Annotated in this window: 22 protein-coding genes; 6 read left to right on the forward strand and 16 right to left on the reverse strand. The window is 59.8% G+C overall.

Annotated elements, in window-relative coordinates; genetic code table 11:
- Nucleotides 1-17: 17 nt before the first annotated feature.
- The 11 genes from acs to dksA all read right to left on the reverse strand — a co-directional run bounded on the left by acs (nt 18) and on the right by dksA (nt 15,043).
- Nucleotides 18-1,955, reverse strand: a complete 1,938-nt coding sequence (acs, locus tag H8B20_RS25480; RefSeq protein ID WP_210624937.1) for an acetate--CoA ligase — start codon at nt 1,953-1,955, stop codon at nt 18-20.
- Nucleotides 1,956-2,166: 211 nt separating this feature from the next.
- Nucleotides 2,167-3,831 carry a glucose-6-phosphate isomerase gene (gene pgi, locus H8B20_RS25485; protein WP_210624938.1) on the reverse strand — a complete coding sequence of 555 codons (1,665 nt, stop codon included), beginning with the start codon at nt 3,829-3,831 and terminating at the stop codon, nt 2,167-2,169.
- Nucleotides 3,832-4,170: 339 nt separating this feature from the next.
- Nucleotides 4,171-5,031: a pantoate--beta-alanine ligase gene (gene panC / locus H8B20_RS25490; RefSeq protein WP_210624939.1), complete on the reverse strand. Its 861-nt coding sequence runs from the start codon at nt 5,029-5,031 to the stop codon at nt 4,171-4,173.
- Nucleotides 5,028-5,828 (reverse strand): 3-methyl-2-oxobutanoate hydroxymethyltransferase, encoded by an 801-nt coding sequence (gene panB / locus H8B20_RS25495; RefSeq protein ID WP_047303260.1) that lies wholly within the window; start codon nt 5,826-5,828, stop codon nt 5,028-5,030. The genes panC and panB overlap by 4 nt, the downstream gene beginning before the upstream one ends.
- A gap of 404 nt (nt 5,829-6,232) precedes the next feature.
- Nucleotides 6,233-6,718: a 2-amino-4-hydroxy-6-hydroxymethyldihydropteridine diphosphokinase gene (folK, locus tag H8B20_RS25500; RefSeq protein ID WP_210624940.1), complete on the reverse strand. Its 486-nt coding sequence runs from the start codon at nt 6,716-6,718 to the stop codon at nt 6,233-6,235.
- Nucleotides 6,719-6,721: 3 nt separating this feature from the next.
- Nucleotides 6,722-8,122: a polynucleotide adenylyltransferase PcnB gene (locus H8B20_RS25505; RefSeq protein ID WP_042561099.1), complete on the reverse strand. Its 1,401-nt coding sequence runs from the start codon at nt 8,120-8,122 to the stop codon at nt 6,722-6,724.
- Nucleotides 8,123-8,856: 734 nt separating this feature from the next.
- The gene (locus H8B20_RS25510; RefSeq protein ID WP_210624941.1) at nt 8,857-10,293 is read right to left on the reverse strand and encodes a sigma-54-dependent transcriptional regulator; all 1,437 of its coding nucleotides are present in this window, start codon (nt 10,291-10,293) and stop codon (nt 8,857-8,859) included.
- Nucleotides 10,294-10,315: 22 nt separating this feature from the next.
- Entirely contained in the window at nt 10,316-13,270 is a 2,955-nt protein-coding gene (locus H8B20_RS25515) for a sensor histidine kinase (protein WP_162184591.1), read from the reverse strand.
- Nucleotides 13,254-13,430, reverse strand: a complete 177-nt coding sequence (locus H8B20_RS25520; RefSeq protein ID WP_003176118.1) for a hypothetical protein — start codon at nt 13,428-13,430, stop codon at nt 13,254-13,256. The genes H8B20_RS25515 and H8B20_RS25520 overlap by 17 nt, the downstream gene beginning before the upstream one ends.
- Before the next feature lie 77 nt (nt 13,431-13,507).
- A complete protein-coding gene (gene gluQRS, locus H8B20_RS25525; RefSeq protein WP_047303253.1) occupies nt 13,508-14,404 on the reverse strand; it encodes a tRNA glutamyl-Q(34) synthetase GluQRS in 897 nt (298 codons plus the stop codon).
- A 195-nt stretch (nt 14,405-14,599) separates the two neighbouring features.
- On the reverse strand, nt 14,600-15,043 hold the full coding sequence (dksA, locus tag H8B20_RS25530; protein WP_042561095.1) for an RNA polymerase-binding protein DksA: 444 nt from the start codon (nt 15,041-15,043) through the stop codon (nt 14,600-14,602).
- Nucleotides 15,044-15,378: 335 nt separating this feature from the next.
- Here dksA and H8B20_RS25535 point away from each other — a divergent pair, with 335 nt between their 5' ends.
- Nucleotides 15,379-16,551: a pyridoxal phosphate-dependent aminotransferase gene (locus H8B20_RS25535; protein WP_042561094.1), complete on the forward strand. Its 1,173-nt coding sequence runs from the start codon at nt 15,379-15,381 to the stop codon at nt 16,549-16,551.
- The gene (sfsA, locus tag H8B20_RS25540; RefSeq protein ID WP_210624942.1) at nt 16,551-17,264 is read left to right on the forward strand and encodes a DNA/RNA nuclease SfsA; all 714 of its coding nucleotides are present in this window, start codon (nt 16,551-16,553) and stop codon (nt 17,262-17,264) included. Before H8B20_RS25535 ends, sfsA begins: the two co-directional genes overlap by 1 nt.
- Here sfsA and H8B20_RS25545 read toward each other — a convergent pair.
- A complete protein-coding gene (locus H8B20_RS25545; protein WP_042561092.1) occupies nt 17,261-17,578 on the reverse strand; it encodes a Rieske (2Fe-2S) protein in 318 nt (105 codons plus the stop codon). The two genes, sfsA and H8B20_RS25545, sit on opposite strands and share 4 nt — an antisense overlap.
- Before the next feature lie 159 nt (nt 17,579-17,737).
- Between H8B20_RS25545 and H8B20_RS25550 the strand changes: the two genes are divergently transcribed.
- From H8B20_RS25550 to H8B20_RS25565, 4 genes are read left to right on the forward strand one after another with little or no spacing between them, the layout of a single operon-like run.
- A complete protein-coding gene (locus H8B20_RS25550; protein WP_210624943.1) occupies nt 17,738-18,610 on the forward strand; it encodes a heme/hemin ABC transporter substrate-binding protein in 873 nt (290 codons plus the stop codon).
- 50 nt (nt 18,611-18,660) lie between these two features.
- The gene (locus tag H8B20_RS25555) at nt 18,661-19,644 is read left to right on the forward strand and encodes a FecCD family ABC transporter permease (RefSeq protein WP_210624955.1); all 984 of its coding nucleotides are present in this window, start codon (nt 18,661-18,663) and stop codon (nt 19,642-19,644) included.
- Nucleotides 19,644-20,411 (forward strand): heme ABC transporter ATP-binding protein, encoded by a 768-nt coding sequence (locus H8B20_RS25560; RefSeq protein WP_042561090.1) that lies wholly within the window; start codon nt 19,644-19,646, stop codon nt 20,409-20,411. Before H8B20_RS25555 ends, H8B20_RS25560 begins: the two co-directional genes overlap by 1 nt.
- A 21-nt stretch (nt 20,412-20,432) precedes the next feature.
- Nucleotides 20,433-21,284, forward strand: coding sequence for a ChaN family lipoprotein (locus tag H8B20_RS25565; RefSeq protein ID WP_210624944.1), 852 nt, complete (start codon nt 20,433-20,435; stop codon nt 21,282-21,284).
- 233 nt (nt 21,285-21,517) lie between these two features.
- On the opposite strand, the gene H8B20_RS25570 is transcribed toward H8B20_RS25565, so the two are convergent.
- From H8B20_RS25570 to H8B20_RS25585, 4 genes are all read right to left on the reverse strand, one after another.
- Nucleotides 21,518-22,312, reverse strand: a complete 795-nt coding sequence (locus H8B20_RS25570; RefSeq protein WP_210624945.1) for a Crp/Fnr family transcriptional regulator — start codon at nt 22,310-22,312, stop codon at nt 21,518-21,520.
- Between the two features lie 16 nt (nt 22,313-22,328).
- Nucleotides 22,329-22,601: a TfoX/Sxy family protein gene (locus H8B20_RS25575; protein WP_042561087.1), complete on the reverse strand. Its 273-nt coding sequence runs from the start codon at nt 22,599-22,601 to the stop codon at nt 22,329-22,331.
- Between the two features lie 292 nt (nt 22,602-22,893).
- Complete coding sequence (locus tag H8B20_RS25580) at nt 22,894-23,238, reverse strand: pentapeptide repeat-containing protein (RefSeq protein ID WP_007909940.1); 345 nt, start codon at nt 23,236-23,238, stop codon at nt 22,894-22,896.
- A 91-nt stretch (nt 23,239-23,329) separates the two neighbouring features.
- Nucleotides 23,330-24,886 (reverse strand): bifunctional aminoglycoside phosphotransferase/ATP-binding protein, encoded by a 1,557-nt coding sequence (locus H8B20_RS25585; protein WP_210624946.1) that lies wholly within the window; start codon nt 24,884-24,886, stop codon nt 23,330-23,332.
- Between the last annotated feature and the right edge of the window lie 43 nt (nt 24,887-24,929).

Consider the following 24,929-nt stretch of genomic DNA (forward strand, 5'->3'; position numbering starts at 1 on the left):
GGCCGCGCCCGCAAGGGTTACTGATTGAGGCGCGTGTCGATCAGGCCTTGCACCACGCTCGGATCGGCCAGGGTTGAAGTGTCACCGAGGCTGTCGAGTTCGTTGCAGGCGATCTTGCGCAATATGCGCCGCATGATCTTGCCTGAGCGGGTTTTCGGCAAGGCCGGCGCCCACTGGATCAGATCCGGTTTGGCGAAGCTGCCGATCTCCTTGCTGACGTGGGCCAACAGTTCTTTTTTCAGCTCATCGCTGGGCTCGGTGCCGTTCATCGGTGTGACGAAGGCGTAAATGCCCTGGCCTTTGACGTCATGTGGATAACCGACCACCGCCGCCTCGGCGATGCTGTTGTGCAGCACCAGCGCGCTTTCCACTTCGGCGGTGCCGATACGATGGCCGGAGACGTTGATCACATCGTCGATGCGTCCGGTGATCCAGTAATCGCCGTCTTCGTCGCGACGGGCGCCGTCGCCGGTGAAGTAGTAGCCGGGGTAGGGCTTGAAGTAGGTATCGACCATCCGTTGCGGGTCGCCGTAGACACTGCGAATCTGCCCCGGCCAGCTTGATTTTATGGCGAGCACGCCGCTGCCGGCGCCTTTGATCTCTTTGCCGTGTTCATCGAGAAGCACCGGCTGCACGCCGAACATCGGTTGCGTGGCGCAGCCCGGCTTGATCCGCTGCGCACTGACCAAGGGGCTGAGCATGATGCCGCCGGTCTCGGTCTGCCACCAGGTATCGACGATGGGGCAGCGTTGTTCGCCAACCACGTTGAAATACCATTCCCACGCTTCCGGGTTGATCGGCTCACCGACACTGCCGAGTAATCTGAGGCTCTGTCGGGAAGTTTCCTTCAACGGTTCGGCACCTTCGCGCATCAACGCGCGCAGTGCCGTCGGTGCGGTGTAGAAGATATTGACCTTGTGCTTGTCGATGACCTGCCAGAAGCGCGAGCTGCTCGGATAGCTCGGCACGCCTTCGAACATCAGCGTGGTCGCGCCATTGGCCAGTGGCCCGTAGACAATGTAGCTGTGGCCCGTCACCCAGCCGACGTCGGCCGTGCACCAGAACACTTCGCCGTCGCGGTAATCGAGCACGTATTTGAAGGTCATCGCCGCTTGCAGCAGATAGCCGCCGGTGGTGTGCAGCACGCCTTTGGGTTTACCGGTGCTGCCGGAGGTATAGAGGATGAACAGCGGGTCTTCGGCGTCCATCGGTTCCGGTGGGCAGGCGTCGCTGACGTCGCGCACAGCCTGGTGATACCAAAGGTCCCGGCCTTCGACCCAATCGACCTTGCCTTGGGTACGCTCGACCACGATGACAGTGCTGACATTCGGGCAACTTAGCAGGGCTTTGTCGACGTTGCTTTTCAGCGGGACGAATTTGCCACCGCGCACGCCCTCGTCGGCGGTGATCACGGTGCGGCAATCGGCATCAAGGATACGGTCGCGCATGGAGTCAGGGGAAAAACCGCCAAACACCACCGAATGAACGGCGCCAATTCGGGTGCAGGCGAGCATGGCGTAAGCGGCCTCGGGAATCATCGGCATGTAGATGCACACCCGATCGCCTTTCTTCACGCCACGGCTTTTCAGTACGTTGGCCAGTCGGCAAACGTGGTGATGAAGTTTTTTGTAGGTGATTTGCGCCGATTCGGCAGGGTCGTCGCCTTCCCAGAGCAACGCGGTCTGATCGCCGCGCTGTGCTAAGTGACGGTCGATGCAGTTGTAACTGACGTTCAGTTTGCCGCCGGCAAACCAGGCGGCTTCACCGGTTTTCAGGTCGTAGCGCTGAACGGTTTGCCACGGTGTGCTCCAGTCGAGGAAGCGAGTGGCCTGTTCGGCCCAGAAACTGCTGGGGTGTTCAATGGATTCGCGGTACAGGCGCTGATAGTCGTCCTGACTCAACTGAGCAGCCCGGCGGACGGCATCGGCTTGGGGGAACGTGCTGATATCGAACATGACGGTTCCTTATTCTTGTTGTGCGAAGAATAAAGATGCGCCGAGCGGTCAACAGGTTCAAGTCATCCACAAACAACTGTGGGAGCGAGCCTGCTCGCGAATGCGGAGTGTCAGTCAACAAAGATGCCGAATGACAAACCGCATTCGCGAGCAGGCTCGCTCCCACAGTGGATAAGTGTTGCCCGCAGGATCTGTGGGCAACACAGTCAAATCACCCGCGGTGACGACCGCGGAAGTAGTTGATCAAGCCCTGGGTGGACGGATCGTCAGCGTTGGTTTCGTCGCTGCCGACCAGGCGATTGTAAACGCCCTTGCCCAATTCCTTGCCCAGTTCCACGCCCCACTGGTCAAAGGCATTGATGCCCCAGACCACGCTTTGCACGAACACTTTGTGCTCATACATGGCCACCAGTGCGCCAAGACGACGCGGGCTGATGCGTTCGACCACAAGGGTGTTGCTCGGACGGTTGCCCGGGATCACTTTGTGCGGAGCAAGTTTGTGCACCTGGTCTTCGCTCATGCCCTTTTCGCGCAATTCGGCTTCGGCTTCCGGCAGGGTCTTGCCGAGCATCAGCGCCTGGCTCTGCGACAGGCAGTTGGCGTACAGCCACTGATGGTGGTCGGACACCGGGTTGAAGCTGACGATTGGCACGATGAAGTCGGCCGGGATCAGTTGGCTGCCCTGGTGCAGCAGCTGGTGGTAGGCGTGCTGACCGTTGCAGCCGACGCCGCCCCAGATCACCGGGCCGGTATCAGTCGAGACCGGGGTACCGTCCTGACGCACGCTCTTGCCGTTGGATTCCATGTCCAGTTGCTGCAAGTGCTTGGTGATGTTGCGCAGGTAATGGTCGTACGGCAGGATCGCGTGGCTTTGCGCGCCCCAGAAGTTGCCGTACCACACGCCGAGCAGCGCCAGCAGCACTGGCATGTTCTGTTCGAACGGCGCGGTCTGGAAATGCTGGTCCATGGTGTAGGCACCGGACAGCAGTTCCTTGAAGTTGGACATGCCGATGGCCAGGGCAATCGGCAAACCGATGGCCGACCACAGCGAGTAACGGCCGCCAACCCAGTCCCACATCGGGAAGATGTTTTCTTCACGAATGCCAAACGCCACGGCCGCGGCGTTGTTGCTCGACACAGCGATGAAGTGACGATACAGCTCGGCTTCCGAACCGCCCTGAGCCAGATACCAGGCGCGTGCGGCCTGAGCGTTCTTCAGGGTTTCGAGGGTGTTGAACGACTTCGACGAAACGATGAACAGCGTGGTTTCGGCGCGCAGCTTTTGTGTCAGTTCATGAAACTCGCTGCCGTCAATGTTTGCCAGGTAGTGGCAGCGCACGCCTTTTTGCGCGTAGGACAGCAAGGCTTCGGACACCAGCTCAGGGCCGAGGAACGAGCCACCGATGCCGATGTTGACCACGTCAGTGATCGGCTTCTCGGTGTAACCACGCCACAGACCGTCGTGGATGCGGCCGACCAGATCGGTGATCTGATTCAGCACCTTGTGCACTTCTGGCATCACGTTGACGCCGTTGACCGACAGCTTGTCGCCGACCGGACGGCGCAGGGCGGTGTGCAGCGCTGGACGCTGTTCGGACGTATTGACGATTTCGCCGTCGAACAACGCTTTGATCGCGCCCTTCAGATCGACTTCATTGGCCAAGCTCACCAGCAGGTCGCGGGTCTGGGCGTTGATCAAATTCTTCGAATAATCGAGAAACAGCCCGCAGCTGCTGAGGGTGAACTGATTGAAGCGCTGCGGATCGGCGTTAAAGGCTTCGCGCATGCTGAAATCCTGCATGGCTTGGCGGTGATCTTTCAACGCTTGCCAGGCGGGCAGAGCGGTAACGTCTTGAGGATTGAGGTAATACGCCATCGCTGCGGTTTTCCTTTTACTTGAACGGCCTTTTGAACACTGAACAGGCCTGCACGCCATGTTTGGGCGTGGGCCAACTGCGTTGTCACGGTTTTTGGACGCAGGGCGAATACAGTAAACCTCGCGCTGCAATCTGTCTTGACTTTGTCTGACCCGATCCCTGTACTTTTTTAACATTGATACCAGGAACGAGGCGACAAACGGCCAATACACACCAGCAGTGGAGCGAAAACTACTGTGGGAGCGAGCTTGCTCGCGAATGCGGTGTGTCAGTCAACAACCAGGCTGACACACTGCCTTCGCGAGCAGGCTCGCTCCCACTGGGTGTTGCGGTGATGCTTACGTTGGCGTATCGAGATTCAGGTGCAGGTTATCGATCAACCGCGTAGTACCGAGGAACGCCGCCACCAGAATCACCAGGTCACGGTCTTCAGCCGTCGCCGGACGCAAGGTTACGGCGTGGCGGATTTCCAGATAATCCGGGCGCAGGCCAGCGGCTTCGAGCTGTTGCAGTTGCGCGCTGATCAGTGCCGGGAAATCCCGTTCACCTTGCTTGATCGACTCGGCAATCGTGCTCAGGGTGCGATAGACCGCTGGAGCTACGGCGCGTTGTGCTTCGCTGAGGAAACCGTTGCGCGACGACAGGGCAAGGCCATCGTCAGCGCGGACTGTCGGTTCGCCGATGATCTGGATCGGCATGTTCAGGTCATGCACCAGCGCGCGGATCACCGCCAGTTGCTGGAAATCCTTCTGACCGAAAATCGCCAGATCCGGCTGAACCATGTTGAACAGTTTGCTGACCACTGTCGCCACACCTTCGAAATGCCCCGGACGGCTGGCGCCGCACAGACCTTCGGAAAGTTGCGGCACGCTGACCCGGGTTTGCCCGGCCATGCCATCGGGGTACATCTCTTCGACGGTTGGCGCGAACAGCAGCGAGCAACCGGCTTCCAGCAGTTTTTCCTGATCCGCCGCGAGGGTGCGCGGGTATTTGTCGAGGTCTTCGCCGGCGCCGAATTGCAGCGGGTTGACGAAAATGCTTGCGACCACGAAATCCACGCGTTGCGTGGCTTTGGTCACCAGCGCGACGTGGCCGCTGTGCAGGTTGCCCATGGTCGGCACGAAGCCGATGCGCTTGCCTTCGCTACGGGCGCGGGCTACAGCAGCGCGCAGTTCGCGTACGGTTTTGACGGTGTTCATGCAGAGAATCCGTGTTCGATGCCAGGGAACGTGGTGGCTTTGACTTCGCTGACGTAAGCCTTGAGGGCCGAATCGATACTGTCCTGACCGTGCATGAAGTTTTTCACGAACTTGGGTACGCGGCCGGAGATCGACAGACCGAGCATGTCGTGCAGCACCAGGACCTGACCATCGGTAGCGCTACCAGCGCCGATGCCGATGACCGGAATCTTCACTGCCTGACTGATTTCCGCAGCCAGTTCGCTCGGTACGCATTCGAGCAGCAGCATGGCCGCGCCAGCCTGTTCCAGTGAAATGGCGTCGGCACGCATCTGCCGCGCCTGGTTCTCGTTGCGGCCCTGCACTTTATAGCCACCGAGAATGTTCACCGCTTGCGGGGTCAGGCCCATGTGCGCGCAGACCGGGATGCCGCGTTCAGCGAGCAGACGGATCGACTCGGCCAGCCACAATGCACCTTCGACCTTGATCATGTGCGCGCCGGCCTGCATCAGCATGGCGGCGTTGGTCATGGTTTGCTCAAGCGTGGCGTAGGCCATGAACGGCAGGTCGGCCATGATCAGGGCATCGCGGTTGCCGCGTTTGACGCAGGCAGTGTGATAGGCCATTTCTGCGGTGGTCACCGGCAGGGTGCTGTCGTGACCTTGCAGGACCATGCCGAGTGAGTCGCCCACCAGCAACACTTCGACACCGGCCTCGTTGCAGGCGTGGGCGAAAGTCGCGTCATAGCAGGTCAGCATGGTGATCTTTTCACCTTTCTGCTTGAGGCTCTGGAGCGTGGTCAGGGTGATGGCTGGCATGTAAAAAATCCTCGTTCAGGCGCTCTGGAAACTACTGCGAGTAACGCGCGTGATTCTTCATCTACTCAGGCGCACGGTCTTTTGTCGTGCTTATAAGGCCTGGATTGCGCCCGTATGTGCCGGGTTGGCGGCAGCGGGACGCCTATAGTCGTGAGGAGCCAAGCGGAAGTCAATTGCGTGTGTTACCGCGTTGTTACGAGGGGAGTGTTACCGGCGTTACTGATGCGATTCAGCGGCGCGGCGGGGCTGATTCGCGGGGTTTTTGTCGGACAAAAATAGCGATGCCGCACGCTATCCATGTAGGCGCTGCCGAAGGCTGCGATCTTTTGATCCTTGTGGGTTTAAAAACAAGAACAAGATCAAAAGATCGCTGCCTGCGGCAGCTCCTACTGGGGGGATTTGCTTCAGGCTTGGGGGAGGCGTTCGAGGCCGACGAACGGGCAGGCTGCCAGCAGACCGGCGAGGTTACGGCCATCGGCAAGAAGCAAATCGGCTGGAGCCAGTTCGGCCATCGGATACAGGACGAACGCGCGTTCCTGAATCTGGTAGTGCGGGACTTTCAGTCGTGGTTCGTCGATCAGTCGATCACCAAACAGCAGAATATCCAGATCCAGCGTGCGCGGACCCCAGCGCTCCAGGCGTTCGCGGCCCTGATCGTTTTCGATGGCTTGCAGGGCGTCGAGCAGATCCAGCGGGGCCAATGCGCTGTCGAGCGCGGCGACCGCGTTGGTGTAACGCGGTTGGCCCGGCAGCAGCGAGTCGCTTTGATAGAAGGCGGAAACGCCGACGAGTGCGGTCTGTGGCAATCGCCCCAGCGCGTCGACCGCGCTGCGCAATTGTTCGGCAGGGTCAGCGAGGTTGCTGCCCATGCCGATGTAGATGCGTTCCATGCCTTACTCGCCTGTGGCGCTCGGCGCACCGGCGCGCTTGCGCTTGGAACCGCCGCTGCGACGACGTTTGCGCGGAGCACCGCTGGCATCGTCACCCTTGCCGCTGAGGTCGCGGATCATGTCGCGACGTTCGCTGTCGTTGGCATCCTGATAGTCAGTCCACCATTCGCCCAGGCCGTCGGTCTGCTCGCCAGCGCTTTCACGCAACAGCAGGAAGTCGTAACCGGCGCGGAAGCGCGGGTTGTCGAGCAACAAGTCGGCACGCTTGCCGCTGCGCCGTGGCAGGCGCTCCTGCATGTCCCAGATCTCGCGGATCGGCATGGTGAAGCGCTTTGGAATCGCAATGCGCTGGCACTGTTCGGCGATCAGCTCGTGTGCGGCTTCCTGCATTGCCGGAATCGGCGGCATGCCTCGCTCTTGCAGACGCAGAACGCGGGCCGGCAGGGCGGGCCACAGCATTGCGGCAAAAAGGAACGCCGGGGTCACCGGTTTGTTCTGCTTGATGCGCAAGTCGGTGTTGGTCAGCGCTTCGCTGATCAGCGTGTGGGTGTAATCCGGGTTGTGATCCAGTGCGTCAGCGCTGGCCGGGAACAGCGGGGCGAACAGTTGCAGATCGACCAGCATCTCGAAGGTGATCGCACCGTGTCCGGAGAGGAACAGCTTGAGCACTTCTTCGAACAGGCGCGCCGAAGGAATCTCGCGCAGCATCGGTGCCAGTTCGCGGATCGGTTGAACGGTGTGCTTTTCGATGCCGAAATTGAGCTTGGCGGCGAAACGCACGGCCCGCAGCATGCGTACCGGGTCTTCCTGGTAACGCTGCTTTGGATCGCCAATCAGGCGGATCAGGTGATTGCGAATGTCGTGTACGCCGTTGGCGTAATCGAGAATGCGCTCGCTGACCGGATCGTAATACAGGGCGTTGATGGTGAAGTCGCGGCGTTGCGCGTCTTCTTCCAGGGTGCCGTAGACGTTGTCGCGCAGAATCCGCCCGCTTTCGTTACGCGAAGACTGATTACTGTCTTCATCGTCTTCGTTTACGGGGTGATTGGCGCGGAAGGTCGCGACTTCAATGATTTCGCGACCGAAATGGATATGCACCAGTTTGAAGCGGCGGCCGATGATCCGCGCATTGCGGAATTCGGCGCGGACTTGCTCAGGCGTGGCGCTGGTGGCGACGTCGAAATCCTTGGGCGTGATACCCAAAAGCATGTCACGCACGCAACCGCCGACCAGATAGGCCTGGTAACCGGCGCCCTGCAAGCGTTCGACAATATTGACCGCGTAGCGGCTGAATTGCGTTTTCTGCAGCGAATGTTGACCGCTGTTGAGCACTTCAGGGGTGCTACGGATGTGTTGCGTACGACGCACGGGAGTTCGGAATGACTGGAACAACTTCTTCAGCATGGGATGCACTGTTTGAAGGAATGTTCGGCCATACCAAAGAATGACCGCATGATGGGCGCAGATTCTAGCATTTAGTCAGGGGATGGTGTAGGACGCAGCCGATTTGCCCTGCAAGCCGCGGGCTACAGGCTTCCGACGCTATGAAAACGGGGATTTTTACGGGAGGGAGAAACTACAAGGGGAGCCGAAGCTCCCCAAGAAAGTAGTTGCGTGCTCTTTTTATTGTTGATTCGGGCTTCTTGTTTTTGTTGAGTGCCCTCGCCATGAAGCTTTTCCTTCATGACCCTCCCAATCGGGAGCCAAGAGCAAACGGATTGCTTTGGTCGCTGAATTGCAGTGATCTCTCGATCCAACCAGTACAGGCTCTGTCTTAGGACAGTTTTTGTTGTTCTCGGCCTGGTCGTGGGGCAAGCCCCAAATACAACGCCTCTCCAAAAGAATCAGTTAGCTGCGTCTCTCGCCGTCTTGTTTTTATTGTGCGTGAGTCGATTCGTCTTATTTTTATTGTCTTGTGCATTGCTTGTTATTGTTCTTGTACCAAACATATAGCAGGGGGCGTGCCAACTTTTGCGAGGCCCAATAAAACAAGGGGTTAGGTCGATATAACCGTTTTTTCGGGACGAAAAAAAGCCGGGGTTTCGTTACCGATAACCCCGGCTTCTGTTACGCGAATGGACTGAGGTAACAGTTTTTTCACATCTTTAAACGTTACCCGCACACTCGACAGGTAACGTTCAGCTCTCGCTGGCAACCCCGGTCTTGCGCCGTGGAATGCCCAGGCGCTGACGGCGTTCCCACAGGCATTTACGGCTGACGCCCAGTTTGCGCGCCAGTTCGGTCTCGGTCATGTGGTCTTGATGCTCGAGGACGAAGTGCTGGAAGTAGTCCTCCAGCGACAGGTCTTCAGTCGGCTCGTGGCTGCTGTTGCTGGCGTTACCGCTCGTTTGCGGTGGCAGGCCGATGAACTCGTCGTCTTCCAGATCGCTCAGCTCGATGTCGATGCCCAGCAGCTCCGCGGAAATCTCCGGACTCTCGCTGAGAATCACCGCGCGCTCCACAGCATTCTCCAACTCACGCACGTTACCCGGCCAGGAATAGTGACGGATGGCCTGTTCGGCATCCGCGGCAAATTTCAGGTCGGTACGGTTGATGCGCGCACTCTGGCGGGCGAGGAAGGCGCTGGCGATCTCGTTGACGTCAGCACCGCGCTCGCGCAGGGCCGGCAGTTTCAATGCGATCACGTGGAGGCGGTAATAAAGGTCTTCGCGGAACTGGCCGATCTTCGCCAGGCTCTTGAGGTCCCGGTGAGTCGCCGCGATCAGGCGCACATCGACCTTCTGCGACTGCACCGAACCCACCCGGCGAATTTCGCCTTCCTGCAACACACGCAGCAAGCGGGCCTGGGCTTCGAGTGGCAGTTCGCCGATCTCGTCGAGGAACAGCGTGCCACCGTCTGCGGCTTCGACCAGGCCAGCGCGCCCGGCGCTGGCGCCAGTGAACGCGCCTTTTTCGTGGCCGAACAGTTCGGACTCGATCAGGCTTTCCGGGATGGCCGCACAGTTCACCGAGATCATCGGCGCCTTGGCGCGTTTCGACAGGTTGTGCAGGGCACGCGCCACCAGCTCTTTACCGGTGCCGGATTCGCCCTGGATCAACACATTGGAATCGGTCGGGGCGACTTTGCGGATCTTGCTGTAAAGATCCTGCATGGGCGGGCACGAGCCGATGATGCCGATTTCGCCATTGCTGTTGTCGACGGCGGACTTGCCGCCGCTAATGGCGGTTTTGGCGGTAACAGTCTCACCGGCAGCAGGCGCCGATTGACGGTCACGCAAAATTCGCGCGACAGCCTGGAGCATTTCATCGTGGTCGAAAGGCTTGGCGATGTAGTCCACCGCGCCCATCTTCATCGAATCCACCGCCGAGCGCAGGCTGGCGTAACTGGTCATGATCAGCACCGGGGTGCCTTGGCCAAGCTTGATCAGCTCGGTGCCAGGGGCGCCCGGCAAGCGCAGATCGCTGACGATCAGATCGAACGTAGGAATGGTGAAGCGTTCTTGTGCTTCCTGCACTGAACCGGCTTCGCTCACCTGGTACTGGTTACGTTCCAGCAGGCGGCGCAAGGCGGAGCGGATAATTGTTTCGTCTTCGACGATCAAAATGTGCGGCATTGATTCGATACTCTCGACGGTCTCAGTTCACAGCGGACGTCGCTTCGACATGACGCGGTAAGGTCACCCGGATACGGGTGCCGCGTTGGCTTTGTACATCAGCCGGGCTGTCGATGGTGATTTGTCCATAATGCTCTTCAACGATGGAATAGACCAGTGCAAGGCCCAGACCGGTGCCTTCGCCAGGATCCTTGGTGGTGAAGAAGGGTTCGAACAATCGGTCCATGATGTTCTTCGGAATACCGCTGCCTTCGTCCTCCACGATCAGATCGACCGTGTGTTCGCCGGCTTCACTCTTGACCCGCACCGCACTGTGCGGCGGCGAGGCGTCACGGGCGTTGGAGAGCAGATTGATCAGCACCTGGGCGAGCCGCTGCGGATCGCCTTCGACCCAGTGATCGGGATCGCAGAGGTTGTAGAACTGCACTTCGAAATTGCGTCGGTTCAACGCCAGCAGGCCGATTGCATCCTGCGCGACTTCGGCCAGACAAACGGGCTCGTCGCTGTGCTGATGGCTGCCGGCATGGGCGAAGCTCATCAGCGACTGGACGATGCGTGATACGCGTTTGGTCTGTTCAAGAATCTGCCCGCTGATTTCGGTCAGCTCGCTATCGTCTTCGCGTTCTTCGCGCAGGTTCTGCGCCAGACAGGCAATGCCAGTGATCGGATTGCCGATTTCATGGGCCACGCCCGCAGCAAGACGACCGATGCTGGCCAGGCGCTCGGAGTGCACCAGTTTGTCTTCGAGCATCTGGGTTTCGGTGAGATCTTCGACCAGCAGCACCAGACCGCTGTTGCCGGGGGCCAGCGGTTCGTCAATCGCTGCTTTGTGCAGATTGAGCCAGCGCGTCTGGCCGTCGAGGGCCAGGTGTTGTTTGTGCAAGTGCTCATCGGGCAGGTTGATGAAGCCCTGGAGCAATTCTTTCCACGGATCGCCAATGGTACTCAGGCGCGAGCCGACCACGCGTTGCGCAGCGATCCCGGTGAGTTCTTCCATGGCCTTGTTCCACATCAGGATCTCCTGATCCTTGGCCAGCGAGCAGACGCCCATCGGCAGTTCCTGCAAGGTCTGGCGGTGGTAGCGGCGCAGGGCATCGAGTTCGGCGGCCAGACCTGTGAGGCGTGAGTGGTAATCCTCGAGGCGGCTTTCGATGAAGTGAATGTCTTCGGTGACGTAGTTTTCGCCGCCGGCCTTGTACGGCAGGAAGGTTTCGACCATGTCCTGAGCGACGCTTGGGCCCATCAGACCGGAAAGGTTGGCTTCGATACGGTCGCGCAAACGACGCAAGGCGTACGGGCGCCGTTCATCGAACGGCAGATAAAGATCACGCAGCGCCTGTTCGACTTCTTTCTGCGCAGCCTTGGCGCCCAGCGGTTTGGCCAGTTGCGTGGCGAATTCCTGTGGCGAGGCGGCATGCAGTTCGCGGCGTTGCGGGCGACGCACGTTGTCCACGGCGCAGGCTTCGGCAGCGGACGCTTCCTCGGGGCTGGCGTTGGTGAACAGCGAGATCAGTGTGAACATCAGCACGTTGGCGGCCAGCGAGGCGATCGCCGCCATGTGCCAACTGGTGTCGTCCAGCACGTAAATCATGTTCAGCAGCGGGATGTAGAAACCTTGCAGATTGCCGACCAGCGGCAGGAGCATGGTCACCACCCACACCAGAATCCCCGCCAACAGGCCGGCGATAAAACCGCGACGATTGGCGGTCGGCCAGTACAGCACCGACAACACGCCCGGCAGGAATTGCAACGTGGCGACAAAAGCGACGATGCCCAGGTTGGCCAGATCCTGGCCGGCGCCGAGCATCAGATAGAAGCCGAAACCGGCCATGATGATCGCGACGATCAGCGCCCGGCGGGTCCACTTCAGCCAGCGATAGATATTGCCTTCGGCGGGCGGCTGATAAAGCGGCAGCACCAGGTGGTTCAGCGCCATGCCCGACAGTGCCAGGGTGGTGACGATGATCAGGCCGCTGGCCGCCGACAAACCACCAACGTAGGCGAGCAATGCCAGCGGCTTGCTGTTGGCGGCAATGCCGATGCCGAGGGTGAAATATTCCGGGTCGGTGGTGGCGCCGAGCTTGAGGCCGGCCCACAAAATCAGCGGCACCGCCAGGCTCATCAGCAGCAGGAACAGCGGCAAACCCCAGCTTGCGCTGACTAATGAGCGCGGGTTGAGGTTTTCGGTGAAGGTCATGTGATACATGTGCGGCATCACGATTGCCGAAGCGAAAAACACCAGCAGCAGCGTGCGCCACGGGCCTTCCTGCAACGGCGTGTGCAACGCGGCGAGGGCGGTCTGGTTTTGCAGCAGCCACAGCTCAAGCTGTTGCGGGCCGTCGAATACGCCGTACAGCGCATACAGGCCAACGCCGCCGAGGGCGATCAGTTTGATCACCGATTCGAAAGCAATCGCGAACACCAGCCCTTCGTGCTTCTCGCGAGTGGCGATATGTCGGGAGCCGAAGAAAATCGTGAACAGAATGATCAGCGCACAGAACGCCAGCGCCACGCGGCTCTGAATCGGCTCGCCGGTGAGGATGCCAATGGAATCGGCCACCGCTTGAATCTGCAACGCCAGCAGCGGCAGCACGCCGATCAGCATGAAAATCGTGGTCAGCGCCCCGGCCCAGGTGCTGCGAAAGCGGAAGGCAAACAGATCCGCCAGCGACGACAGCTGATAGGTGCGGGTGATTTTCAGAATCGGATAGAGCAGCACCGGCGCCAGCAAAAATGCGCCGGACACCCCGAGATAACTGGACAGAAAGCCGTAGCCGTACTGATAGGCCAGGCCCACCGTGCCGTAGAACGCCCAGGCACTGGCGTAAACCCCCAGCGACAACGTGTAAGTCAGCGGATGGCGAATGATCGCCCGTGGAATCATTCCACGCTCACTGATCCAGGCCACGCCAAACAGTGCCGCCAGGTAGGCGGCGCTGATCAGGAGCATCTGGGTCAGGCTAAAGCTCATCGGCATCTTTTTGGCTCTGCAGGATGAAGGTCACGACAATCAGGATCAGCCAAAGCAGATAGGGGCGATACCAGGCGCCCGTAGCGTCGATCCACCAATCCATGATGGCGGGCGAAAACAGATAGATCCCCACGACCAAAAGCAGGACCAAGCGATAGATGTACATCCCGGCCTCTCTTTTTTATGCGCGTGCCCGAAAACGTGCGGCGATGGTAACGGATGGCAGCGCGACTGCAAGTGTCGTCATAGCAGTTGCGCTTCGGGCAGGGTCAGTGTGCGCGGGATCCGGGTGGCATCCCAGTGCGCGCTGCCCCACTTCAGCAGTTCCTGCGGCGTGGCGTGTTCGAGTTCCGCGCCGGGATTTTGCCCCAATGCACGCAAGGCCCGCAGGAGCAACGGCGTGGCTTGATCCGCCTCAAGCGGCGGCGAGCGGTAGGACTTGCCGAGTTTGTTGCCGTCCGGTTGGGTGATCAACGGCAGGTGCAAGTAGCGCGGTTGACGCAAGCCCAGCAGTTCTTGCAGATAGAGCTGGCGCGGTGTGGAGTCCAGCAGATCGGCACCGCGCACGATATCGGTGATGCCTTGCCAGGCATCGTCGAGCACCACGGCCAGTTGGTAGGCATAGAGGCCGTCGCGACGGCGAATCACAAAGTCGCCGACATCGCGGCCCAGATGCTGGCGATATTCGCCCTGCACCCGATCAATGAAGTGATATTCCAGCTCCGGCACGCGCAGGCGGATCGCCGCGTCTTGCTGGTCGTGGCCGGCATTGCGGCACAACCCCGGATAAATCCCGTGATAAGGCTCCAATTGCTTGCGCGAGCAGGTGCAGGCGTAGGCCAGGCCGTGATTGAACAGGCTGTTGAGCACTTGGGCATAGGCGTCGTGTCGATCGCTCTGGCGCACCATGTCGCCATCCCATTCAAAGCCGTAGCTTTCCAGAGCCTTGAGGATCGCTACCTGCGCGCCGGGCTCTTCGCGCGGCGGGTCGAGGTCCTCCATACGCACCAGCCAGCGGCCGCCGACCGAACGCGCGTCCAGGTAAGAGGCGAGGGCAGCGACCAGCGAGCCAAAGTGCAGATGGCCACTGGGTGTCGGGGCGAAACGGCCGATGTAGGCGGGGGAAGTCTTGGCAGTCATGAATGCGATAGTACTTTTGAGGACTTGCGGCGGCCACTGTGGGAGCGAGCCTGCTCGCGAAAGCGCAGTGTCAGACAATTAAATGCTGAATGAAACAGCGTTTTCGCGAGCAGGCTCGCTCCCACAAAAGCAGATAGCAAACGGCAGAAACAAAAACGGAGCGTTCGCACGCTCCGTTTTTCGTTCAGGTCGATATTACTTGCCGACCTGCTTTTCCTTGATTTCAGCCAGGTTCTTACAGTCGACGCACATGTCGGCGGTAGGACGGGCTTCGAGGCGCTTGACGCCGATCTCGATGCCGCAGGATTCACACCAGCCGTAATCTTCGTTCTGGATCAGATCAAGCGTCTTGTCGATCTTCTTGATCAGCTTGCGCTCGCGATCGCGGGCGCGCAGTTCCAGGGCGAATTCTTCTTCCTGGCTGGCACGGTCGGCCGGGTCAGGGAAGTTGGCCGCTTCGTCTTTCATGTGGTCGACAGTACGGTCGACTTCCTGCATCAAGTCCTGCTTCCACTTGTTCAGGATCTTGGTGAAGTGGGCCCGCATCGGGGCGCCCATGTACTCTTCGTCTTTGGCCTGAACATAAGGTTCGAAACCGCTGACGGTCGGATTAGCCTGTTGCTTTGCTTGGGTGGGCATGAAATGGACCGCCTCTACTCTTGTAATCCATTGCGCAGGATTGCTCCATCACCGACACCTGCCGGCCCTGCGGCTGCAAGCGGGCGAACTTACCAGATCAATTCGGCCCGCGCTACTCCCGGATGTCGAGGCTGCGGCCGACGGTGCCTGGAAATATTTGCCAAGCCGTGTCTGGCGGTGTTGAAGACCTGTTCAATCACTGATTTTAGTCAATCCTGGAGCGTACGTTCTTATCGTTACAGTCCAGCGTTCTTGTGGCTGTGACCGCTACGGGTTCTCGCTCGTTCCGGCAGATGGGTAGAATCGTTTCTTTTTCCCCCGTCGAAGGAAGGCCAATGGCTCAGCCCTACAGTGCGCGCAGTCGTGCGATCGAACCGTTCCATGTGATGGCGCTGCTGGCGCGGGCCAATGAATTGCAGGCTGAAGGGCACGATGTGATCCACCTGGAAATCGGCGAGCCGGACTTCACCACGGCCGAGCCGATCATCCAGGCGGGGCATGCGGCACTCACGGCGGGCAAGACGCGCTACACCGCCGCGCGCGGTATTCCCGAGTTGCGCGAAGCGATTTCCGGTTTTTATCAATCGCGATACGGCTTGAACATTGATCCGCGGCGCATCCTGATTACGCCGGGTGGCTCCGGGGCCCTCCTGCTGGCCAGTGCTCTGCTGGTCGATCCCGGTAAACACTGGTTGCTGGCGGACCCGGGTTATCCGTGCAACCGGCACTTCCTGCGCTTGGTCGAAGGCGCGGCGCAGCTTGTTCCGGTAGGGCCGGAGGTGCGTTACCAACTGACTCCGGACCTGGTCGAGCGGCACTGGGATCACGACAGTGTCGGCGCACTGGTGGCATCGCCGGCCAACCCGACCGGGACGATCCTGACCCGCGATGAACTCGCCGGGTTATCCACAGCCATCAAGGCGCGACACGGGCATCTGGTGGTGGATGAGATCTATCACGGCCTGACTTACGGCACCGATGCAGCCAGCGTCCTGGAAGTTGATGACAGCGCGTTTGTGCTCAACAGTTTCTCCAAATATTTCGGCATGACCGGATGGCGTCTCGGCTGGTTGGTCGCACCGGATGCGGCAGTCAGTGAATTGGAAAAACTCGCGCAGAACCTCTACATCAGCGCACCGAGCATGGCCCAGTACGCGGCGCTGGCGTGTTTTGAGCCGGATACCATCGCGATTCTTGAGGAGCGCCGAGCCGAATTCGGCCGGCGTCGAGATTTCCTGCTCCCGGCATTACGCGAGTTGGGGTTCAACATCGCGGTAGAACCGGAAGGCGCGTTTTATCTCTATGCGGATATCAGCAAGTTCGGCGGCGATGCCTTCGCGTTCTGCCGTCATTTCCTCGAAACCGAGCACGTTGCGTTTACGCCAGGGCTCGACTTTGGCCGTTATCAGGCCAGTCACCATGTGCGATTTGCCTACACGCAAAACCTCCCTCGCTTACAGGAAGCGGTGGAGCGGATTGCCCGTGGCTTGAAGAGCTGGCAAGCCTGATGCGTTTTTATCCTCCTCTGGAAGAAGCGCGACTGATCCGCCGATATAAGCGTTTTCTCACCGATATCGAGACCGTTGGCGGCGAGTTGCTGACTATTCACTGCCCGAACACCGGTTCGATGCTCAATTGTCAGGTCGAGGGCGGGCAGGTCTGGTTTAGTCGCTCCAACGATCCGAAACGCAAACTGCCCGGCACTTGGGAAATCGGTGAAACCCCGCAAGGACGGTTGTTCTGCGTGAACACCGCACGCGCCAATGGATTGGTTGAAGAGGCGTTGCAGGCCGGCGTCATTACCGAGTTGAACGGCTTTACCGCGTTGAAGCGCGAAGTGGCTTACGGACAGGAAAAAAGCCGCATCGATTTTCGCCTCGAATACCCGAGCGGCCCGGCTTACGTGGAAGTGAAAAGCGTCACGCTGGGTTTCGATGGCACGAACGTGGCGGCGTTTCCCGATGCTGTCACCCAGCGCGGCGCGAAGCATTTGCGTGAGCTGGCGCATCTGGCGCGGGATGGGATTCGTGCTGTGCAGCTGTATTGCGTGAATCTCAGCGGGATCGAGGCGGTGCGTCCGGCCGAAGAAATCGATTCGGCCTATGCCGAGGCGTTGCGTGAGGCGGTCGCCTGTGGTGTTGAGGTTTTGGCTTACGGGGTTCGCCTGAGCCATGAAGAAATGGTGATCGACCGCCGCCTCGATGTGCTGCTCAACGGTTAAACATCTATCCACAGACCTTGCGCATCTTCGCGGCAAGGTATGGCCGTCAGCGATTGTCCGGCGCAGGGCCCGGAAACGCATTCACCGTCCTCGATCAGAAACAGTGCGCCGTGAGTGGCGCACTGGATCAGGCTATTGCTCGGGTCGAGAAACTGGTCGGGTTGCCATTCCAGCCCTACACCGCGGTGCGGGCAGCGATTGAGATAGACATACGCCTGACCTTCGCGACGCACGGCAAACAGTTTTTTCCCGTCGACATCAAAACCGCGACTGCCGGCCTCGGCCAGAGCGGCGCCCGCGCAGAGAAACTTCATGGCTATCCTCTAGTGTCGTGTCGGGATATGTCCGAGCTTGACGTTTAAATGCAAACAATTATCAAATGGCGGCCTTCACCCGAAGGCGCCGGACAGATGCCGAGGATACTTGGCCTGACATCCTGACGCCCGGGAAAACCTTGTTCAAGGAAGCTGTGTATGCGCCTGAGTACCCGCGTTGCTGTGCTGTGTGTCGGACTTTTCGTCAGTCACCAGGCTGCAGCGGCTGATTTGCCGCAACGTTGGGTCAGTGCCGGCGGTTCGCTGTCGGAGTGGGTCAGTGCGCTGGGTGGCGAGTCGAAACTGGTCGGCGTCGATACCACCAGTCAGCATCCGCAAACGTTGAAGGCTCTGCCGAGCATCGGCTATCAGCGCAGTCTGTCTGCGGAGGGCATCCTCAGTTTGCGTCCGGACATTCTGATCGGCACCGAGGAAATGGGCCCGCCGCCAGTGCTGGCGCAGGTGAAAGCGGCCAAGGTTCAGGTGGAATTGTTCTCGGCTCAACCGGATCTGCCGACATTGGAGAAAAACGTCTCCCATCTGGGCCAGCTACTTGGAGCGGAAAAACAGGCCGCTCAACTGCTGCAAAGTTATCAACAGCAACTCGACGCGCAAAAAACGTGGGTGACTGACGCGCAATCCAGACAAAAGGCGCCGGGTGTGCTGCTGTTGCTCGGGCATGCCGGTGGCAAGCCGCTGATTGCTGGCAAGGACACCGCCGCTGACTGGCTGCTGCAACAGGCAGGCGGGCGTAATCTCGCCACCCACACCGGGTACAAGCCGTTTTCCGTGGAATCCCTCGCCAGCCTCGATCCAGAAGTGCTGGTGTTCTCCGACCGGGCGTTAACAGGTGAGGCGGCCAAAACTGCGTTGTTCAAGGAAAACCCTATTCTCAACTCCGGCCGCGCGGCCAAGGCCGGGCGGGTGCTGGAGCTCGATCCAACCCTGTTGGTCGGCGGACTCGGACCACGTTTGCCGGCAGCGCTGAAAACCCTGTCTGACGGTTTTTACCCGGCCAAGAGCGGCCAATGACCACACTGGTAAAACCCCGCAGCCTGTTTATCGGCCTGACACTTCTGTGTCTGCTGGCGATCTGGTTGTCATTGGCGTTGGGGCCGGTCAGCCTGCCACTGTTCGACACGTTGCGCGCGGCGTTGCGCATGATCGGCGTACCGCTGGCACCGCAAGGGCTGGAGCAGGCTGAGCTGATTCTCGGCCAGATTCGTCTGCCGCGAACCTTGCTCGGGCTGGCGGTCGGCGGCGTGCTGGCGTTGTCGGGGGTCGCGATGCAGGGACTGTTTCGCAACCCGTTGGCAGACCCGGGTCTGGTCGGCGTTTCCAGTGGTGCGGCGCTGGGCGCGGCAATTGCGATTGTCGGCGGTTCTTTTTTTGGTGGCTTGCCGGAATGGTTCGGGCCTTATCTGTTGTCGGCGTGCGCGTTTCTTGGTGGGCTCGGTGTTACGGCACTGGTTTATCGTCTCGGTCGGCGCAATGGGCAAACCAATGTCGCGACCATGTTGCTGGCGGGGATCGCGCTGACGGCACTCGCCGGTTCGGCAGTTGGCCTGTTCACTTATCTGGCAGATGACGCGACCCTGCGTACGCTGACGTTCTGGAATCTCGGCAGCCTCAATGGCGCCAGTTATGCGCGGCTGTGGCCGTTGCTGATCATCAGCGCCGCTGTTGCGCTGTGGTTGCCGCGTCGGGCGAAGGCACTGAACGCCTTGTTGCTGGGTGAATCCGAAGCCGGGCATTTGGGCATCGATGTCGAACGGCTCAAACGTGAACTGGTTTTTTGCACGGCGCTGGGTGTCGGCGCGGCAGTGGCGGCGGCGGGGATGATCGGATTTGTCGGGCTGGTGGTGCCACATCTGGTGCGATTGCTGGCCGGCCCTGATCACCGGGTCTTGCTGCCGGCCTCGGTGTTAGCCGGGGCGAGCCTGTTGTTGCTGGCCGATCTGGTGGCGCGACTTGCCTTGGCGCCGGCGGAGTTGCCGATCGGTATCGTCACGGCGTTTATCGGTGCGCCGTTCTTCCTGTATCTGCTGCTGCGGGGGCGTGCCTGATGTTGCGTACGCACAATCTGCACATCCGCCGTGGTCGTAAAACCGTGCTCAGCGGTATCACCCTTGAGCTTGAACCGGGTGAAGTACTCGGTGTGCTCGGTCCGAATGGCGCCGGAAAAAGTACCTTGCTCGGCGCTCTGTGCGGTGAGTTGACGGCCAGTGAGGGAGAGGTCTTGCTCGACGCGCACGTGTTGAGCCACTGGACCGGCACCCAACGCGCGCAACGCCTGGCCGTGTTACCGCAGGTGTCGACGCTGGATTTTGCCTTTCGCGTCGAAGAAGTGGTCGGCATGGGGCGTTTGCCTTATCAAAGTGGCCGGGTGCGCGATGACGAGATTGTCGCCGCGGCACTGGCGGCCGCAGACGCCGGGCATCTTAGCGGTCGCAGTTATCTGGCGTTGTCCGGTGGCGAGCGGCAGCGCGTGCATCTGGCGCGAGTGCTTGCGCAACTCTGGCCGGGGCAGGCGGGGCAAACGCTGTTGCTGGATGAGCCGACCTCGATGCTCGACCCGCTGCATCAACACACGACGTTGCAAGCGGTGCGCGAGTTTGCCGATCGTGGCGCCGCCGTGCTGGTGATCCTGCATGATCTGAATCTGGCAGCACGTTATTGTGATCGCGTGTTGCTGCTTGAAGGCGGGCGTCCGGTTGCATTGGATACGCCGCAACAGGTATTGCGACCGGATACGCTCAAAGCCGTGTTCGGTCTTGAAGTATTGGTGCAACCGCACCCGGAGCGTGGGCATCCGCTGATCATCGCCCGCTGATTTTCTCATCGAGGTGATCGCATGCGTGGGATGTGGCTTTTGGCTGTGTTGTTGCTCGCCGGGTGTCAGCATGTTGCTGCGCCGCCGCCGATCGGTGGTCAGATTCGTGATCTGCACAGCGGTCAGGTGCTGACCGCGCAGCAATTGCTCGCGCGTCTCGCCGAACCCGATCGGGTGATCGTCGGTGAGCAGCATGACAACGCCGACCACCACGCTGCGCAGTTATGGCTTTTACAGTCGCTTGGTGAGCTACGGCCGCAGGGCAGCCTGCTGCTGGAAATGCTCACGCCGGATCAGCAGGCCAAAGTTACTGCGGTTCGCCAGTCCGCGTCGCCTCCCTCTGACCTTCCCGGCGCATTGGCCTGGCAGGAGGGTTGGGACTGGAATCTCTATGGGCCGATTGTCCGCTTCGCCCTCACGCAACCGTATCCGCTGCTGGCCGCCAACCTGGATAACGGCGAAATCCGCGCCTTCTATCGTAATCCGCCGGGTTTGAGTGGCAAGCGCAGCAATGCTGAAGCAGTGAAAACGACTTTGCTGGGGCAGATCAGCGATTCTCACTGTGGTCTGCTGCCTGATTCACAGATGCCGGCGATGCTGGCGGTTCAGCAGCAGCGGGATCGACGCATGGCAGAGGTTTTGCTGTCGGCGCCGACTCCGTCCTTGCTGCTGGCCGGTGCGTGGCATGCGCGCAAGGATGTCGGGGTGCCGCTGCACGTCGTGGATGTGAGCGAGTCCCGAGCACCGACGGTGCTGATGCTGGCAGAGCAGGGCGATGAGGTGACTGAGGCGATGGCCGATTACGTCTGGTACACCCCGGCCACCCCGAAGCGCGATTACTGTGAAGAGATGCGTAAACAGTTCGGCAAATGACTTTTCCACAGGCAAAAAAAAGACCCGGTAAGAACCGGGTCAAATAACCGTGATTAGCCTGATGAGGAGATAATCTGAGAGTCCGAACCAAGGGCTTTTCAGAATATCGACTGATCTCGCGACCAGTTGTGATAATCATATCGATTCTCATTACCATGTCAATCGCTGATTCTGCATTTATTTGATCTGATCTCTGCAATGGCTCGAACGCCCCGTAAATAAAGGAGTTCGCGCTACCCTTTGTCAGCCGTCAAACGGGCGATCTGTTGGTTCATTTGGCCGATGCGCCGCGCCATGCTCGCGATCAGGCTGTGGGCGATCTTCGGATTACTGCTGGTCATGCTCAAAAATTGATCCCCGGGAATCAGCATGACTGTGCAAGGTTCTCGCGTGACCACCGTAGCGTTGCGCGGCTCCCCGGTGAACAGCGCCATGGCGCCGAAAATCTCGTCCTTGGGAACCTCGCCGACCTTGTGTCCGTCGACAAAGGCTTCGGCGTGCCCCTCGATGATCACGAACACGTGATCGGCGGGGTCGCCTTGGTGAATCAGGGTTTCTCCGGCCTTGACCCGTTTGAAACCGTTGGTACTGCGAAACTCCCGCGGTTTCAGTTCGGCCACGGCGTGGGCGAGGAGGGCCATTTGTCCCAGCAGATACTCGAGAAATAGCTCCGCACGGCTGGCGTCTGCAAATAAATGCTGGAAAACATCACTGCGCCGATAAGGCAGCAAACGTAACGGCCCGTCACTGCGCAAGCGGCAATCCGCCCAGGCGTCACTCTGCTGGAGGCCGATCAAGTCGCCTTCCTGCCAATAGAACAGTGCGCGCGAACCGATGAAACCGTTGATCACCCCTTCAGCCAGTAGAAACACCTGATCGTCGGGCAACTGCGCCGACAGGTCATCAGTCGCTTCCAGCTCAATTGCCGGCCCGCACGACAAAAGGCCTTCCAGCCACTGTGCAGGCAGATTCTGCAAACGGTTGATCATTGCGTCGGCCAATGCCGATTGTTCCCCAAGCAGGTACATGGCAGTCAGCGCCCGTTCAGTTCTTGTGGCGTGTGGAAATGGCTTCGAGCTGCTTGTTCAGGGCGTCCTTGCGTTCGGCGGGGATGTCGTTCCAGTGCACATCCATCAACGCGCCTTCGATCGCATACAGCAACACCTTCGACGCGCGAAACCCGCGGGTGCGCACGGCCCGGTAGGCGTCCACTGCGCCCAGGCGACGCAAGTCCGAGGCGCTGTGGATGCCCACGGCATGCAGCCATTGCGCCGACGTCTTCCCAAGATTCTTCAGGTGTTGCAGTTCATCATTCATCAAGCCTCCTTGCGACGGCCGAATGGTGCGTGGGCGAGCTTCTCAGGAGTGTAGCCATCAGTAGGAAAAGCGTGGTTGTTTGGTCGGATTCAACGCAAAAGCTTCTAAGAAACGACAACCGGAGGGTGTGAAAGGCCTGCGAACGCAGAAAGAAGGGGGCAAACAAATATCAAATGTGGGAGCGAGCCTGCTCGCGAAAGCGGTCTTACTTTCACGATCAGGGTGACTGACACTCCGTCTTCGCGAGCAGGCTCGCTCCCACAGGGCGTTGTGTCAGAGACGGAGGCGGATATCAGCGAGTGCGATAACGCAGGCGTGTGCCGAAATTCATCGACATCAGAATCTCGTCAGCGCTCAGTTCCGGCGGGAAGTACGCTCCGGAAATCTGCGCGTGGGCCAGGCTTGCGCCTTCAAGCGACGCGTTGCGGAAATCAATGCCACGCAAATCGGCAGAACGGAAATACGCGTCCCGGAAATCTACGCCATCGGCGTTCAATTCACGCAAATCGAGGCCACGGAAGTCGCCACCGACCATGTCGATCGGACCGTCTTGTGGGCGTTCCTTGTTGAAACCTGTGATGTCATCTTTATGCAGCAAGGCATACAGCGGGGTGTCGAGAAGTTTCGGCTGGCTCATGTCACATCACCTGTTGGTTTTATGACGCCAGTATAGTGCCACTATTTAGCGGCCGTGAAGCGAGCGAGGGCTTCACGGCCGAAATAGTTTCTTACAAGCCTGGCAGGCGCTGACGGATCTGCGCGACAACGGTGTCCAGTGTCCCGGATTCATTGGTCTGAACGCGTTTGCTGCGCAGAATCTCTTCCGGCGTCAACGCTTCGCGGTTGGCCTGTTGCGCTTCGATCACAGCCAACGTGGCGTCGGACGGATCCTGTTTATCGGCCTGACGAATCGCCAGCCAGCTCTCGATCACTGCTTGCGGGGCGTTGCAGTCGAGGATCAGGAACGGTGTGCCAGTCGCTTCAGCGATTTTTGCGGCGTTATCGCGCTGCTCACGCTTGAGGTAAGTCGCATCGATAACGACCGGGAAACCGGCGTGCAGGATGACCTCGGCAATTTCATGCAGGCGCGAGTAGGTTTTGGCGCTGGCGTCGGCGCTGTAAATGCCGGCCTGCACATCGTTGGCCACGGTCTGCTCGCCGAACAAACGCTTGCGTTCAACGTCGGAGCGCAGACGAATTGCCCCCAGTGCTTCGACCAGGCGCATGGCCACGTGGCTCTTGCCGACAGCGGAAACGCCGTGGGTAATCGCCATGAAGCGCGAAGGGATGGTGCTGTAGCTTTCCGCCAGGTTGGCGTAGTTGCGGTACTGGCGCAGGGTAGTGGCGCGCTGCACCGGAGTCGCGTCCGCCGGCATGCTGAACAGGGCCACCTTCGCGCGAACCAGTGCGCGGTAGGCTTTATAGAAGTTCAGCACTTCCAGGCCTTGGTAGTCGCCGGTCAGTTCCAGGTATTGGCTGATGAAACGGCGAGCCAGCGACTTCAGGCCGCGGTCTTCCAGGTCCATCGCGAGGAAACCGGTATCGGCGTAGACGTCGGTGAAGCGGAACGGCTCGTTGAATTCGATGCAGTCGAAAATCACCACTTTGCCGTCGATGACGGTGGCGTTGCCCAAGTGGATGTCACCGTGGCATTCGCGGGTGAAACCTTCGGCCTTGCGCTGGGCGAACAGCGGCTTTAGGCGCTCGAAGCTGCTTTCGGCCCAGGCTTTCAGAGCCTCGAGTTGCAGCAAATCGTTTTTGTCGCTGAGGAACGGCAGGATCTGTTCGAAGTTTTGCGACACCGGTGCCATCACGCTGTCCGGGGTGCCTGCGTCGTGCTCGGCTGGGACTTTCGGCGCGGTGAGGTGGAACTTGGCGATCTGTTCAGCTATTTCGTCGATGTGCTGAGTTGTCAGCTCGCCGTTGGCTTGCAGGGTGCTGAGCAAGCCGGACTGTGGAAACTGGCGCATTTTCAGCACGTAGTCGATCGCTGGGCCGTCGCCGCCCAGTTGCGGGGCGTCGACGCTGCCCGTCACCGGCAACACTTCCAGATACAAATCCTCGGTCAAACGCTGGTTCAGACGCAGCTCTTCAGCGCAAAAGTGTTCGCGTTGATCGAGGCCGGTGAAGTCGAGGAAGCCGAAATTCACCGGCTTCTTCACTTTATAAGCAAAGGGGCCGGTGAGGATCACCCACGAAATATGGGTTTCGATGACCTGGAACCCTTCGACGGGGTGCGGATACAGGGCCGGGTTTTGCAGGGCAGCGATCAGGGACTGGCTCACGGGCGATCCTTCAGAGACTGGGGGAAATTCGAGGTCGCCATTA

Source organism: Pseudomonas sp. P42 (assembly GCF_017973755.1).
Taxonomy (GTDB): domain Bacteria; phylum Pseudomonadota; class Gammaproteobacteria; order Pseudomonadales; family Pseudomonadaceae; genus Aquipseudomonas; species Aquipseudomonas iridis.

Excerpts from the sequence above, each read along its gene's own strand:
- dksA (WP_042561095.1), bottom strand. The coding sequence starts at position 15,043 with ATGCCCACCCAAGCAAAGCAACAGGCTAATCCGACCGTCAGCGGTTTC.
- sfsA (WP_210624942.1), top strand. The coding sequence starts at position 16,551 with ATGCGTTTTTATCCTCCTCTGGAAGAAGCGCGACTGATCCGCCGATAT.
- H8B20_RS25570 (WP_210624945.1), bottom strand. The coding sequence starts at position 22,312 with ATGTACCTGCTTGGGGAACAATCGGCATTGGCCGACGCAATGATCAAC.
- H8B20_RS25510 (WP_210624941.1), bottom strand. The coding sequence starts at position 10,293 with ATGCCGCACATTTTGATCGTCGAAGACGAAACAATTATCCGCTCCGCC.
- H8B20_RS25565 (WP_210624944.1), top strand. The coding sequence starts at position 20,433 with ATGCGTGGGATGTGGCTTTTGGCTGTGTTGTTGCTCGCCGGGTGTCAG.
- H8B20_RS25560 (WP_042561090.1), top strand. The coding sequence starts at position 19,644 with ATGTTGCGTACGCACAATCTGCACATCCGCCGTGGTCGTAAAACCGTG.
- H8B20_RS25505 (WP_042561099.1), bottom strand. The coding sequence starts at position 8,122 with ATGCTGAAGAAGTTGTTCCAGTCATTCCGAACTCCCGTGCGTCGTACG.
- H8B20_RS25535 (WP_042561094.1), top strand. The coding sequence starts at position 15,379 with ATGGCTCAGCCCTACAGTGCGCGCAGTCGTGCGATCGAACCGTTCCAT.
- H8B20_RS25550 (WP_210624943.1), top strand. The coding sequence starts at position 17,738 with ATGCGCCTGAGTACCCGCGTTGCTGTGCTGTGTGTCGGACTTTTCGTC.
- panB (WP_047303260.1), bottom strand. The coding sequence starts at position 5,828 with ATGCCAGCCATCACCCTGACCACGCTCCAGAGCCTCAAGCAGAAAGGT.
- H8B20_RS25520 (WP_003176118.1), bottom strand. The coding sequence starts at position 13,430 with ATGTACATCTATCGCTTGGTCCTGCTTTTGGTCGTGGGGATCTATCTG.
- panC (WP_210624939.1), bottom strand. The coding sequence starts at position 5,031 with ATGAACACCGTCAAAACCGTACGCGAACTGCGCGCTGCTGTAGCCCGC.
- H8B20_RS25545 (WP_042561092.1), bottom strand. The coding sequence starts at position 17,578 with ATGAAGTTTCTCTGCGCGGGCGCCGCTCTGGCCGAGGCCGGCAGTCGC.
- pgi (WP_210624938.1), bottom strand. The coding sequence starts at position 3,831 with ATGGCGTATTACCTCAATCCTCAAGACGTTACCGCTCTGCCCGCCTGG.
- gluQRS (WP_047303253.1), bottom strand. The coding sequence starts at position 14,404 with ATGACTGCCAAGACTTCCCCCGCCTACATCGGCCGTTTCGCCCCGACA.
- H8B20_RS25580 (WP_007909940.1), bottom strand. The coding sequence starts at position 23,238 with ATGAGCCAGCCGAAACTTCTCGACACCCCGCTGTATGCCTTGCTGCAT.
- folK (WP_210624940.1), bottom strand. The coding sequence starts at position 6,718 with ATGGAACGCATCTACATCGGCATGGGCAGCAACCTCGCTGACCCTGCC.
- acs (WP_210624937.1), bottom strand. The coding sequence starts at position 1,955 with ATGTTCGATATCAGCACGTTCCCCCAAGCCGATGCCGTCCGCCGGGCT.
- H8B20_RS25515 (WP_162184591.1), bottom strand. The coding sequence starts at position 13,270 with ATGCCGATGAGCTTTAGCCTGACCCAGATGCTCCTGATCAGCGCCGCC.
- H8B20_RS25575 (WP_042561087.1), bottom strand. The coding sequence starts at position 22,601 with ATGAATGATGAACTGCAACACCTGAAGAATCTTGGGAAGACGTCGGCG.